We start from the raw sequence: 12,575 nt of genomic DNA on the forward strand, positions 1-12,575 counted from the left end.
GCCCGGCTATCGGACCGGGTGATACGACAGGTTCTGCACAAACGCCCGCATTCTTCGCAGCGCCTCTTCGATCAATTCCACCGACGTGGCATAGGAACAGCGCACGAATCCCTCGCCGGGATCGCCAAACACGTTGCCCGGCACGACGGCCACCCCTTGTTCGAGCAGGAGCCGCTCGGCGAACTGCTCCGAGGTGAGGCCGGTCGGGCGGATGTCGGGGAACGCGTAGAACGCGCCGCGCGGTTCATGGCAGGGCAAGCCGATTTCGTTCAGGCCCGCCACAATGAGCTTCCGCCGCCTGTCGTAGCTTTCCACCATGCGATCCCGCTCGCTGTCTCCGTTCCGCAGCGCCTCGAGCGCGGCTCGCTGCGCCATGTGCGGCGCGCACATGATGGTGTATTGATGGATTTTGAGCATCGCCGAGATGACGTACTCCGGTCCGGCGGCGTAGCCGATGCGCCAGCCCGTCATGGCGTACGCCTTCGACATGCCGCTGACCACCACGGTTCTGTCGCGCATGCCCGGGAGCGCCGCGATGCTCACGTGGTGGCCACCGTAGGTGAGTTCCGCGTAAATTTCGTCCGACACCACAAACAGGTCGTGGCGAAGGGCGACGTCCGCGATGGCCTCGAGATCCGCCCGCTCCATCACTGCGCCGGTCGGATTGTTCGGGAAACAGAGCACGAGCACCTTGCTCCGCGGCGAGATGGCCCGTTCAAGCGCCTCGGCCGTGAGCCGGAATCCGTGTTCGGCGTAGGTCGGCACTTCGACGACCTCCGCGCCAGCGAGCAGCGCGCACGGCTTGTAGCTGACGTAGGTGGGGACAGGGATGATCACCTCGTCGCCCGGACAGACGAGCGCCCGAAGCGCCAGATCGATGGCTTCGCTGCCCCCGACGGTCACGAGGATTTCGCCGGCCGGATCGTACGCCAGTCCGAACTTGGTGAGATATTTGGCGATCTCGACGCACAACTCCGGCAGCCCGCGATTGGGCGTGTAGGTGGTGTAACCCTGTTCCAGCGAGTACATGCAGGCCTCGCGCACGTGCCACGGCGTCACAAAGTCGGGCTCGCCCACCCCGAGCGAGATGACATCCTGCATCTGACTGGCGAGATCGAAAAAGCGGCGGATGCCGGAAGGGGGAAGGTTGCGAACGACGGGCGACAATCGGTCATACAGCGTGTTCATGGCGTGATCATCAGTCGCCTTTCTCCATCTGTGTCGTCGTAGATGACGCCATCCGACTTGTAGGTCTTGAGGAGGAAGTGCGTCGCGGTGGACGTCACGTTTTCGAGGGTCGCGAGCTTTTCGGAGACAAAGCGCGATACCTCGCGGATGTCCCGCCCGACGACGGTCACCTGGAGATCGTACCCGCCGGACATGAGCGCGACGGATTTCACTTCGTCAAATCGATAAATCTTTCGCGCAATGGCGTCGAAGCCCACCTCGCGCTGCGGAAGCACCTTGACGTCGATCACGGCCGTCACCTGATTGACGGGGAGCTTCTCCCAATTCACCACGGCCGAGTAGCGCAGGATGACCTTTTCCTCTTCGAGCTGTCGGATGGTCGCTTCGATCACGTCCGGTGTCTCGCCGAGCATGCGGGCGATGGTTTCGGGACTCAGCTTGGCGTTTTCGTGAAGGAGATCGCAGATCTTCAGGCGAAGCGCGTCGTTCATGAGATTCCCCTCTGTGGCCCATGGATGGCCAGCATTTGCGTGTGCCTCTCATTGTAGCACAGTTTTGCCGCATGTGCCGGAAGATTTCGATGAACGCGCGCTGGGTTGAAATCGGTGAAAAATCCTTTGCGACAAGTCGAAATACATGGTACATTGGAGGAAAGGTATGAATCCTGTAGGAGTGATAGGATGCCGAAGACGGTCGAGACGAGCCTCGGTAAGGTGCAGATAGCGGAAGAAGTCGTCGCGAAGATTGCGGGTATGGCTGCGTTGGAGTGCCCGGGGTTGGCCGGCATGGCCCCTCGCCGCCAGGTGATGGACCGCCTGAACGAGGTGCTTCGGCGCGAGAACCTCGAGCGGGGCGTGGACGTGCAGATTGGGCCGAATGGCGACGACGTCAAGGTCGGTCTGTACATCATCGTACAGTATGGCGTGAACATCTATGACACGGCTGTGAACGTCCAGGAACGCGTGGCGGATGCTTTGAATCGCTACATTGGCATGGATAATGCCCAGATTCACGTGTACGTCCAAGGCGTGGAGTTCGGGGACGCGGCTCGCTGACCGCGCTGCGATGGGACGGACAAACGCCGCCGGGCGATGCCAGGCGGCGTTTGTCTGTCTGGGTCACATGCCGTCGCGAGGCCGCCTGCGGTTGGCCAGCAGGGTGAGCAGGCGCTCCGCAATGCCCGCAAACGAACCCTCTTGTTCCCACAGGCGTCCAAGCCCGTAGAAGAGCGCCATCAGCACGGCGAGCAGCACCATGCGCCAGAATCCCACAATCATCCAGACAATCCATACCGCGATTCCGATGATCAGGCCATGATATCGATGAGGCAGAGATGCGAACCAGTCCCAGGCGTCCCGCAGCGTCTCACGCACCACTACCACTCCAAACGCGATTCATGGATCGGTTGCCGTCGCCGAGTTCTGTGATCTGCACGAGAACCCGTTCCACGGGCACGCGCGTCGTCTCTTCCAGATACGCTTTCACCGCGTTTTGCGCTTCCTTGGCGAGCGCGGCGATGTCAATGTCCGGTAGGACGCGCATGCGCAAGGTCAGGATCAGGCCGCCCTGTCCTTCGCGGACGGCGGTCTCAAAGGAGGACACGCCGCGAAGTTGGGATCCCCGGCGATTCGCCAGCTGGATGAGCGTGTCGTAGGCAATGCGGATGGGGCCGTGATCGCCCGAGACCATGACGGAATCGACCTTCGGGTCGCGACGGCGGCGCCGGAAGAACAGAAAGCGGATGGCGATGAGGGCGGTGACCCCGCCCACCACCATCGTGACGACGTTGTAGGGCTGCCGCGTCAGCTCCATTTGGGCCCAGCCCATCGGAACCGCCGCGCCGACAAGCACCACAGCGACGCCCAGCACGAGGGCCACGACGGACAGGATGAAAAGGAGCACGCGATCAAACCAATTCACCTTCATTCCCCCCTTTGGCGGTTCACTCGTGCAATTGGTCCTGTGCCTTATCGGCCGCCTTATCCGCCGCCTCCTTGGCCGCGTCCGCGCCGCGTTCAACGGCCTGTTTGGCTTGCTCCAATCCGCGCTGAACGGCTTCCTTGGCGGAGTCCACGCCTTCCTTGACCGTCTCGTTGGCCTCACGCACGCGCTCGTCCGCAGAAGGCTCCGAGCTCAGTCCGGCCTTGTCTTTCGCGGTCTCGACCGCGCTCTTCGCCGCATCGGCAGCCTTCTGAGCTGCTTCCTTTGCAGCTTCCGCTGTGCGCGAGGCGGCGTCCTTCACGGCTTCCGCGCCTTGCAAAGCAGCGCCTTTGGACGTCTCATACGCGGATTGCGCCGTCTGTTTCACGGCCTCCACGCCCTGCTGCGCCTTATCCGCCGCGCCTTCCAACACCTGTTGCGTTTTTTCCTTCACCGTGACGACGGCCTCGGATGTGGTCTCCTTCGCGGCCTGTGCCGCGGACTGCACTTTCGTCCTCGCGGCGTCGTAACCTTGCTTCACAAACTCCGTGCTTTGCTGAATGAGGTTGGATACTTTGCCCGGCAAACCGAATCCCTCGCTTTCATCGTCGTCGTCCCGAAGCGACAGCCCCACGACGTGCACGTGAACCGCGTCTACCCGAAGTCCCGTGTACTGTTGCACCGATGACTGGATGTGCTCCTGAATGCGGGCGGCCACCTCGGGGATGCGCACGCCATACCGCAGGACCACCTGCGCCGTCAGGGTGCACGCCTGCGACTCGTTGGAAAACTCCACCTTCACGCCGCGCGTCAGGTTCCGCCGGCCGGTGATCTGTTCCGCCAATCCGCTCACGGTCGAACCCGCCACCTTGGCCGCGCCGTCGATCTCCGACAGGGCGACGCCTGCAATGGTCTGGATGACCTCCTCCGCGATGTGAATCGTGCCGCTTTCGGCGAGCGTGTACTCCAAGTTCGCCATTCGCCTCATCCTCCTTCATACGGGTCGATCTCGTCCGTCGCTCGATGCAGAAGATTCGATCTGCGACCGTTGACCGGGGAAAGTCATCCACCGCCCTTTCGGAGGAATTTCGTTTGTGTGCGATTGTATCAAATGATTGATAAAAAGGAAATAATCGAATCAAATCTATTCAATTTGTATAGATATACATGTTGTGTAAATGCATCTTTTCTGGCTTCGCTTTTGGCGCTTCCGCGCTTAGGCAAGGGCCGAGCGGCTGATCGCGCTGACAAGGTTCCTGGGATGGTTCTGGATGTCGCGTGATGGAGGGGATTCGATTCGATAGGTGCGCTGAGACGCCGACGGCGAGGACCGTCTCACGGTTTGTGCGGATGACTTAACGATGGTGGAATTCTGACACCAGCATAACCCATCCCGCGGGCAAGGACAAGCCGTGGCTGTCGACATCTCGCGAATGCGGTCGATGAGGGTAGCGAAATCGGAGGGCGCCGCGACGTCGCAGAGGGCGGCAAAGTCGCAGAGGGCGGCGAAAGCGACGGGCGTCGCGAAGCGGCCAATGAAAGCGGATGATGGATGACGGCGGATGATGGATGACGGCGGATGATGGATGACGGCGGATGATGGATGACGGCGGATGATGGATGACGGCGGATGATGGATGACGGCGGGTGATGGATGACGGCGGGTGATGGATGACGGCGGGTGACGCCCGAAGCGGCGGGTATACCATACAGGGGTTTGGTAAAATACACAGGGGAGTCGCCACCTGAAAGCCGTGCGGGTGGAAAAGAGCCTGTGGTTGACGGAGGGTGAGACGTGGAGGAGTCACGCACACACGCGCACAGTTACGAACCCATGAAGGCTGACCTGCTCCGCCGCCTGCGCCGGATTGAGGGTCAGGTGCGGGGACTGCAGAAGATGGTGGAGGACGGGCGCTACTGCGTCGACATCCTGGTGCAGATTGCGGCCGTCAAGAGCGCGCTGCATCAGGTGGGTTTGTCCATCCTCGAATCGCACACGCGGGGTTGCGTGGCGGACGCGCTGCGCGAGCGAGATCGCGAGGAAGAAAAGGTGGACGAACTCATTCAGGTCTTGCGCCAGTTCACCAAGCTATGAGCGGAAATTCCAAAGGGCGCGATCGAGAGGAGGTGACCTGAATGGCCATCACGACCTTGCGCGTCAAACGCATGACCTGCGAGGGCTGTGTTCGCTCGGTGACGCGCGCCTTGAGTGCGGTGGAAGGCGTGTCCCAGGTGGACGTGAGCCTCGAGAAGGGGGAGGCTGTCGTCACGCACGCCGATGCCACGCCGGCATCCGCCCTTCGCGAGGCTGTCGAAGAGGCGGGGTACGACGTGGAATGAGCCGCTCGACCGGCTGCGATCCACTCCTTGGCCGAGATCGATCTCCATTTCCTCTTGCGGTAGACGGCGGATCCGGCTCCGTTTAGAATAGCAGTGAAGACGAGCCGCCGCGCGCGGCCGTGAGGGGAGGCGGCGTGCATGAAGCCCTTTTTGAAGTGGGCGGGGGGCAAGTATCGCCTCCTTCCCCACATTCAACGCGCGCTGCCGCCCGGCAGACGGCTCATCGAGCCGTTCGTGGGCTCGGGGGCGGTGTTTCTGAACACGTCCTACGACGCGTACGTGCTGTCGGACATCAATGCGGACGTGATCGCCCTGTATCGCGTGCTGAGTCAGCTTGGAGAGGCGTTTATCGAGGCGTGCCGAACGCTCTTCGTGCCCGAAAACAACAGCCCGGAGGCATACTATGCCCTGCGGGACGAGTTCAACGCTTCGCGCGATCCGGTGCGGCGCGCCGCCCTCTTCGTCTATCTGAACCGCCATGGATACAACGGGCTCTGCCGGTACAACGCGGAAGGCCGCTTCAACGTGCCCTTTGGCCGGTACAAGCGGCCCTACTTTCCCGAGCGCGAGATGCGACATTTTTGCGAGAAGGCCAAGCGCGCCCAGTTCCTGTGCGTCGATTTTCGTGAAGTGATGCGCATGGCCGAGCCGGGCGACGTGGTGTACTGCGATCCGCCCTATGTGCCGCTGTCGAAGACGGCCAACTTTCGCCAGTACGCGGCCCAGGGGTTCGGAGAAGCGGAACAGCGCGATCTCGCCCGAATCGCGGAAGAACTCGCGGAGCGAGGGATCCCCGTGCTCGTCTCCAACCACCTGACGCCGTTTACGGAGCGGGCGTACCGCCGCGCCGAATGTCGACAGCTTCAGGTCCGGCGAGCCATCAGCTGCCAAGGCGCCCGGCGCGGATATGCGCCCGAGGTCCTCGCGCTGTTTGCGCCGCGAGCGCGTTGAACCTGTTTCGCCGTGGCGACGTCCATCTGCTTGGGCGTCGAAGTGGCCCCATTTCGGTGCGCACTCAGGAGGGATGGGCATGTCCACTGCGCGCGTAAGTACGCGGCGCGTCCGGCCTTTGGTCAGCAAGGTGCCGGAGATCACCGTGTGGTTTTGGGTCGTGAAGCTGTTCACGACCGCGATGGGCGAGGCGACGTCGGATTTCCTGGTCCTTCACATGAACAAGTTTGCGGCGGTCTTCCTCGGCGCGGCCGCGTTCGCCGTTTCGTTTTGGCTTCAATTCCGGGCCAAGCGGTATGTTCCGTACATTTATTGGACGTTCGTCACCATGGTAGCCGTGTTTGGCACCATGGTCGCGGATGCCATTCACATCGTGCTCGGCGTTCCGTACTGGGCTTCGACCACGGCGTTCGCTCTCCTTCTCGCGGCCGTGTTCATCACCTGGTACCGCACAGAGCGCACACTCGACATCCACAGCATCGTGACCAGGCGGCGCGAGCTGTTTTACTGGGCGGCGGTTCTCGCCACGTTCGCCATGGGCACGGCCTGCGGCGACATGACCGCCACCACGCTCCACCTCGGCTATTTGGCGTCCGGGATTCTCTTCATCGCGCTGTTCGGCGCGCCCTTTCTCCTCAAGCGTTGGGGCGGGATGAATGAAATCTTCGCCTTTTGGTTCTCCTATGTCATGACGAGGCCGCTTGGCGCATCGTTCGCGGATTGGCTTGGCGTCGAGAAGGCGTATGGCGGACTCGGCCTCGGGCGCGGCCTTGTGGCGCTTGCCACCACCGCATGCATCGTCGCGCTTGTGGCCTATTTGACGATCACGTCCAAAGATCAGCCCAACCAACCGCTCGTGTCGAATTTGTAACAATTGCACAAACGTGTCCGTTTGACCGCTTGCGTAAGATAACTTCCATTGATTCGCGCCTCATCGCTCGATACACTAGGCATGGAATCTAAAAGGCCTCGTATAATGCCGGGAATATGGCTCGGCAGTCTCTACCAAGCGACCGAGAATCGCTTGCGCTACGAGGCCGTTGTGATAGAGCGGAGCCACCAGCTGTCCCAGGGTGAGCCGTCGAGCAGGGCTCGTCCGCGGGCGGCGCGTGCCCGATCTCTCCGCCAACGGCCTCATGGCGAAACGAACCGGTCGGTTCGGTCGCCCGAGGTCTTTTCTGTTTTTCATCACCAAAAAGGGGGAGTTCGGCTCATGGCCACCGCAAACGAGCTTCGTCAAACGGCGCAGGTCGACGAGGCGTTTCGGCTCGAAACCGAGGGAAACGGCATCATTGCGGAACATCATCGGCACGGTATGCCGCGCGAATTGTTCTACGTGTGGTTTGCGGCGGTGCTCACGTTTACCGGCGTCGTGACGGGACAGCTGTTCACGGGCGTGTTTGGCCTGAACGTGTGGGAGAGCCTCATCGTCGTTCTCCTGTGCTCCATCTCCTTCGCCGCGCTGGGGCTCTACGTCGCCACCGGCCCGCGCGCCGGCACGGTGACGCTTACCATCTCTCGCGCAGCGTTCGGCGTGCACGGCGGCAAGATTCCGGCCTTCTTCAGCTGGTTCACAGCCGTCGGGTGGGAGAGCGTCACGATGGTCCTCACCGTTTGGGCGATGCTGAGCCTGGCCCAGTACATCGGTTTGCCGTCGACAGGTGTCGGTCCCACGCTCGTGGCGCTCGTCCTCACCTTGTTCCTGACCTATTTGGTGCCCATCCTCGGCCACGCGACCCTGGTCGTGATGCAGAGGGTGTTGGCCATCGTGCTGGCCGCCTGCACGGTCCTCGTGCTCTTTGCGGTCCTGCCCGACGTGAAGTGGAACTTCAATCCGCCCGCGAGCGCGCTGGCCGCGCACGGGGTGTTTCCGACCTTCCTGCTCGCGCTCTCCGTGGGACTCGCCAGCACGTTCTACGGTTGGGCCAACTTCGCAGCCGATTATTCTCGCTATTTGCCGAAGGACACGAAGACGAGCCGCATGGTTTGGGCAACTTTCCTGGGAGGTGGCCTTGCCAACTTCATCATGATGGGTCTCGGCGTCGTGCTCGGGACCATGATCAACGCCAAGGCCTTCTCGGAAAACCCCGTCATGGCCATCGCGAAGGCCATCCCCGAGTGGGCGGCCATTCCGTTTCTCATCGTGGTGGTGCTCGGCGACGTCTGCGCCAACTATCTGAATGCCTACAGCTCTGGCATGAGCTTCTTGTCGATGGGCATCCGGCTCAAGCGCCACTTCGCCGTCGCGCTGGACGGCGCCATCTGCACGGCCATCGGCATCTACGCGTTGTTCTTCTCCAATAACTTCGTGGACTTCTTTGAGAACTTTTTGGACCTCATGATCACGGTGATGGGTCCTTGGGCGGCCATTTATATCGTGCATCACTTTGTCGTGCGCGGTCGTTACGCGGCGGACGATCTCGTCGATACCTCTCCGACGTCCGTGTACTGGTATCAGGGCGGATTCAACTGGCGCGCGCTCGTGGCGTTTGTCATCGGCGCAGCGGCTACCTTCCTCTCGGTCAACAGCGCCCTTTGGCAGAGCCCTTTGACCAACGCTTGGTTCGGCGGTGCGGATGTCTCTGCATATGCCGCGCCCATTGTGACGGGCATTGTCTATCTCCTCATCTCTCCTCGAGGTGAACGCGCGAATGCGCGCAAGGTAGAGGCCAAGGCTTCGTAAGCGTAGCATCCACTTGGGTCGCGCGCGAGTTCCGTGCGCGGCCTTTTTGTATTCTCCAAGCTTTCAGAATGTGACTTGCTCCTGCTGCATACAAGTCCTATGATGAACATGAAATCTGCACACACGGGAGCTCGGTGTCACCGGGCTGAGAGGGCGGCTATGGAGCTGCCGACCGTTGAACCTGATCTGGGTAATGCCAGCGTAGGGACCCTTATTCCGTGCAGACGCCGACAACAGGATGCTTGTGCGACAGGTCCAGTATGCGGGCGTTCAGCGTCGCGCCGACGCTTGTCCTGTCGTGCGAAGGCCGGGAACCCCCTGCGAATCATCCCCAAAGGTCAGGGCAATTGGGCGCCCCATCCGCCCCTCCCGTACGAGGAGGGTAAATCGTGATGAGCACAGGTTATGCCCCGTATTTTCCCTCGAGCCGAAAGGTGTACGTCTTCGGTTCGCGGCCGGATTTACGCGTCCCCATGCGAGAAGTCGAATTGGAGCCCACGCGCACGTCTTCCGGGTTTCGAGAAAACGCTCCACTTCGCGTGTATGACACCAGCGGTCCGTATACGGATCCGGATGTCGAAGTGGATCCGCGCAGAGGACTTCCGGCACTTCGCGCGACGTGGATCGACGAGCGCGGAGACACCGAGTGGAAAGAACCGACTCGGCCGGCCGACGTGGATCCGACGCTCCTCCCTTTCCGCCGTAAAGCCCGGCGCGCGAAACCCGGCCGGATCGTCACGCAGATGCACTACGCGAAGCGAGGTATTGTCACGCCCGAAATGGAGTTCGTGGCCATACGCGAAGGGATGGACCCAGAGTTTGTTCGCCAGGAGGTGGCGAGCGGACGGGCCATCATTCCGGCCAACATCAACCACCCGGAATTGGAGCCCATGATCATCGGGCGAAAGTTTCACGTGAAGGTGAATGCCAATATCGGGAACTCCATTGTGTCGTCCTCGCTTGAGGAAGAAGTTGAGAAGATGCGCTGGGCCATCCTGTGGGGCGCCGACACGGTGATGGACCTGTCGACGGGCAGGCACATCCACGAGACGCGCGAGTGGGTCCTGCGCAACTCACCCGTGCCCATCGGAACGGTGCCCATCTATCAGGCGCTGGAGAAGGTGGGCGGGAGCATTCCGGATCTGTCGTGGGAAGTGTATCGAGACACGCTCATCGAGCAGGCGGAGCAAGGCGTCGATTATTTTACCATCCATGCGGGCGTATTGCTGCGGTACATCCCGCTCACGGTCAATCGCGTCACAGGCATCGTGTCGCGCGGCGGATCGATCATGGCCGCATGGTGTCTGGCTCACCACGAAGAAAACTTTCTCTACACGCACTTCGACGAGATCTGCGAGATTCTGGCCGCGTACGACGTTTCCATTTCGCTAGGCGATGGCCTGAGGCCGGGATCGATTGCCGATGCGAACGACGAAGCCCAGTTCGCGGAGCTCGAGACGCTCGGGGAGTTGACGAAGCGCGCGTGGGCGCACGACGTTCAGGTGATGATTGAGGGCCCCGGGCACATTCCGATGCATTTGATTGAGGAGAACGTCGTGCGCGAGCGTGAACTCTGTCACGACGCACCGTTTTACACCCTCGGGCCCATCGTGACAGACATCGCGCCGGGCTACGATCACATCACATCGGCCATCGGTGCGGCGATGATCGCGTGGCACGGCACGGCGATGCTGTGCTATGTCACACCCAAGGAACACCTTGGGCTGCCAAACCGGGACGATGTGAAGGAGGGCGTGATCGCGTATAAAATCGCCGCGCACGCCGCCGATGTGGCCAAGGGCCACCCGCGAGCGCAGCAGTGGGACGATGCGCTGTCGAAGGCGCGCTTTGAATTCCGCTGGCGCGACCAATTCCACCTGGCGCTCGATCCCGTCAGGGCCGAAAGCTTTCACGACGAAACGCTGCCGGCGGAGCCTGCGAAGACCGCGCACTTCTGCTCCATGTGCGGGCCGAAGTTCTGCAGCATGCGGATCACGCAGGACATACGCGCGTACGCACAAGAGCACGGGCTGGCGCTTGAGGAGGTGATTGCCGAAGGCATGCGCGAGAAGGCGGAGGCGTTTCGGGCCGGCGGGGGAGACGTCTATCGGTGAGATGGGTTTGCATAGAAAGGCCGTTCCGATGCGGAGCGGCCTTTTTAGATGGGGCTGGGGCGCCGGGCGGTGGACTTCGTGAGATTGCCAAGGATGCCAGCGGACACTTCAATGCGCCAACGTCTCGGTGGATCAACTCCCGTCCTATGGGGTACGGATGGTATTGTTGGCCATCGCTTCAGTGGGGCCGCCGACGGTCTCGGCGGAACAAGCGAATGGAGGGCAAAACCTCATGCGTGACCCACCGCTTGCTTCAATGGGGCCGCCGACGATCTCGGCGGAACAAGGCGTGCAACGTGGACAATCGCACAATTGGAGCTTTACATGCTTCAATGGGGCCGCCGACGATCTCGGCGGAACAAGTTCAATTCAATGGGAGGATGATAGTATGTTGGTAGCTTCAATGGGGCCGCCGACGATCTCGGCGGAACAAGGGTGCATGGATTGCGGGCGTCCATTGCGGCCTTGGGCTTCAATGGGGCCGCCGACGATCTCGGCGGAACAAGGCAGGATTGCTACCAACTTGCAACTCCCCGGCCTCTAGCTTCAATGGGGCCGCCGACGATCTCGGCGGAACAAGGGAGGTCGGATAGTCGACATCCGCGAGGCGGTTGAGCTTCAATGGGGCCGCCGACGATCTCGGCGGAACAAGGTAGGATGGGCGTCAAATAACCCATGGCCGTCGCGGCTTCAATGGGGCCGCCGACGATCTCGGCGGAACAAGCGGACGAAGGCAACAGCCTTGCCCTGCTGAGAAACAGCTTCAATGGGGCCGCCGACGATCTCGGCGGAACAAGCGCCCTCGGGCGGCCTTTTCCATGTATATTCCATTGCTTCAATGGGGCCGCCGACGATCTCGGCGGAACAAGACGTGGCGCACGGCGGGGACCTGCACGAAGCGATCAAGCTTCAATGGGGCCGCCGACGATCTCGGCGGAACAAGGGAGGTCGGATAGTCGACATCCGCGAGGCGGTTGAGCTTCAATGGGGCCGCCGACGATCTCGGCGGAACAAGTTTCCCCAGGTATGCCAGCCTGCCGGAGTCTCTCGTGCGAGCTTCAATGGGGCCGCCGACGATCTCGGCGGAACAAGCTGAACGTGCTCCGGGCCTACCTCGAAGGCGAGGCTTCAATGGGGCCGCCGACGATCTCGGCGGAACAAGTCGTTTCCACCCTTGTTGCTCAAGCAGGGGCAGCGGCTTCAATGGGGCCGCCGACGATCTCGGCGGAACAAGCCGTGAATGGACAATCCTATTTCTACCAAGGCTACTAGCTTCAATGGGGCCGCCGACGATCTCGGCGGAACAAGTTTTCCTCGGACTTACACCAGATTTCTGAAGCGGGTGGCTTCAATGGGGCCGCCGACGATCTCGGCGGAAC

12 protein-coding genes, 1 CRISPR repeat array and 2 riboswitches (1 of these 15 running past the window's edge) are annotated in these 12,575 nt (G+C 61.6%); of the genes, 7 read left to right on the forward strand and 5 right to left on the reverse strand.

Annotation, left to right across the window (positions count from 1 at the left end):
* Positions 1 to 6 precede the first annotated feature (6 nt).
* Both J3481_RS02455 and J3481_RS02460 read right to left on the reverse strand, forming a co-directional pair.
* Complete coding sequence (locus tag J3481_RS02455; protein ID WP_206830553.1) at positions 7 to 1,188, reverse strand: aminotransferase class I/II-fold pyridoxal phosphate-dependent enzyme; 1,182 nt, start codon at positions 1,186 to 1,188, stop codon at positions 7 to 9.
* A complete protein-coding gene (locus J3481_RS02460; protein WP_206830552.1) occupies positions 1,185 to 1,679 on the reverse strand; it encodes an Lrp/AsnC family transcriptional regulator in 495 nt (164 codons plus the stop codon). Before J3481_RS02460 ends, J3481_RS02455 begins: the two co-directional genes overlap by 4 nt.
* Before the next feature lie 189 nt (positions 1,680 to 1,868).
* Here J3481_RS02460 and J3481_RS02465 point away from each other — a divergent pair, with 189 nt between their 5' ends.
* Positions 1,869 to 2,243, forward strand: a complete 375-nt coding sequence (locus tag J3481_RS02465; protein WP_206830551.1) for an Asp23/Gls24 family envelope stress response protein — start codon at positions 1,869 to 1,871, stop codon at positions 2,241 to 2,243.
* A gap of 63 nt (positions 2,244 to 2,306) precedes the next feature.
* Here J3481_RS02465 and J3481_RS02470 read toward each other — a convergent pair whose 3' ends face one another.
* The 3 genes from J3481_RS02470 to J3481_RS02480 are packed head-to-tail and all read right to left on the reverse strand — an operon-like array spanning position 2,307 to position 4,087.
* Positions 2,307 to 2,561, reverse strand: a complete 255-nt coding sequence (locus tag J3481_RS02470; RefSeq protein WP_206830550.1) for a DUF2273 domain-containing protein — start codon at positions 2,559 to 2,561, stop codon at positions 2,307 to 2,309.
* Positions 2,554 to 3,114 carry an alkaline shock response membrane anchor protein AmaP gene (gene amaP / locus J3481_RS02475; RefSeq protein WP_236011012.1) on the reverse strand — a complete coding sequence of 187 codons (561 nt, stop codon included), beginning with the start codon at positions 3,112 to 3,114 and terminating at the stop codon, positions 2,554 to 2,556. The genes J3481_RS02470 and amaP overlap by 8 nt, the downstream gene beginning before the upstream one ends.
* Positions 3,115 to 3,130: 16 nt before the next feature.
* Entirely contained in the window at positions 3,131 to 4,087 is a 957-nt protein-coding gene (locus J3481_RS02480; RefSeq protein WP_206830548.1) for an Asp23/Gls24 family envelope stress response protein, read from the reverse strand.
* An 816-nt stretch (positions 4,088 to 4,903) separates the two neighbouring features.
* Between J3481_RS02480 and J3481_RS02485 the strand changes: the two genes are divergently transcribed.
* From J3481_RS02485 to thiC, 6 genes are all read left to right on the forward strand, one after another.
* On the forward strand, positions 4,904 to 5,203 hold the full coding sequence (locus tag J3481_RS02485) for a metal-sensitive transcriptional regulator (RefSeq protein ID WP_328702140.1): 300 nt from the start codon (positions 4,904 to 4,906) through the stop codon (positions 5,201 to 5,203).
* Positions 5,204 to 5,244: 41 nt separating this feature from the next.
* Positions 5,245 to 5,448, forward strand: coding sequence for a heavy-metal-associated domain-containing protein (locus J3481_RS02490; RefSeq protein WP_206832549.1), 204 nt, complete (start codon positions 5,245 to 5,247; stop codon positions 5,446 to 5,448).
* 138 nt (positions 5,449 to 5,586) lie between these two features.
* Positions 5,587 to 6,399: a Dam family site-specific DNA-(adenine-N6)-methyltransferase gene (locus J3481_RS02495; protein ID WP_206832548.1), complete on the forward strand. Its 813-nt coding sequence runs from the start codon at positions 5,587 to 5,589 to the stop codon at positions 6,397 to 6,399.
* A gap of 79 nt (positions 6,400 to 6,478) precedes the next feature.
* Positions 6,479 to 7,270, forward strand: a complete 792-nt coding sequence (locus tag J3481_RS02500; protein WP_206832547.1) for a COG4705 family protein — start codon at positions 6,479 to 6,481, stop codon at positions 7,268 to 7,270.
* 78 nt (positions 7,271 to 7,348) lie between these two features.
* Positions 7,349 to 7,451, forward strand: a riboswitch (purine riboswitch).
* Between the two features lie 161 nt (positions 7,452 to 7,612).
* A complete protein-coding gene (locus J3481_RS02505) occupies positions 7,613 to 9,082 on the forward strand; it encodes a purine-cytosine permease family protein (protein WP_206832546.1) in 1,470 nt (489 codons plus the stop codon).
* Between the two features lie 113 nt (positions 9,083 to 9,195).
* Positions 9,196 to 9,307, forward strand: a riboswitch (TPP riboswitch).
* A 167-nt stretch (positions 9,308 to 9,474) separates the two neighbouring features.
* Positions 9,475 to 11,196 carry a phosphomethylpyrimidine synthase ThiC gene (thiC, locus tag J3481_RS02510; RefSeq protein ID WP_206832551.1) on the forward strand — a complete coding sequence of 574 codons (1,722 nt, stop codon included), beginning with the start codon at positions 9,475 to 9,477 and terminating at the stop codon, positions 11,194 to 11,196.
* Positions 11,197 to 11,371: 175 nt separating this feature from the next.
* A CRISPR array of direct repeats spans positions 11,372 to 12,575; the repeat unit is 37 nt; unit sequence GCTTCAATGGGGCCGCCGACGATCTCGGCGGAACAAG; it runs 1,039 nt beyond the window's last position.

It is taken from the genome of Alicyclobacillus fructus (assembly GCF_017329605.1).
Classification (GTDB): Bacteria; Bacillota; Bacilli; order Alicyclobacillales; family Alicyclobacillaceae; genus Alicyclobacillus; species Alicyclobacillus fructus.